The 537-nt window shown below is 67.0% G+C and carries 1 pseudogene; it reads left to right on the forward strand.

From position 1 onward, the window contains the following. Window positions 1-537: pseudogene (locus AB3X89_RS40160) on the forward strand (phenylacetic acid degradation protein); the annotation flags it as partial.

Here is a 537-nt window from a genome sequence, read left to right on the forward strand (position 1 = left end):
GCGGGCGTTTCTCGAACTTCGCGTTCGACACGCTGCAGCCCGGCCACACGATCGACGTGATGACCCCGGACGGCCGCTTCTTCACGCACCTGAACGCGGAACAGGGCCAGCAGTACCTCGCGTTCTCGGGCGGCTCGGGCATCACGCCGGTGCTCGCGATCATCAAGACGACGCTCGAAGTCGAGCCGCGCAGCACGTTCACGCTGGTGTACGGCAACCGCAGCGTCGACCAGATCATGTTCGCCGAGGAGCTCGAGGATCTGAAGAACCGCTTCATGAACCGCTTCGTGCTGTATCACGTGCTGTCGGACGACCTGCAGGACGTCGAGCTGTTCAACGGCGTGCTCGACCAGCAGAAGTGCGCAGCGTTCCTCGAACAGCTGCTGCCGGCCGACGCGATCGACGAAGCCTTCATCTGCGGCCCCGCGCCGATGATGGATGCGGCCGAGGCGGCGCTCAAGGCTGCCGGCGTGCCGCCCGCGAAGGTGCACGTCGAGCGCTTCGGCACGCCGCTGCCGCAGGCGGGTGTGCCGCCCG

This window comes from Paraburkholderia sp. BR14320 (assembly GCF_040948665.1).
Taxonomy (GTDB): Bacteria; Pseudomonadota; Gammaproteobacteria; order Burkholderiales; family Burkholderiaceae; genus Paraburkholderia; species Paraburkholderia youngii.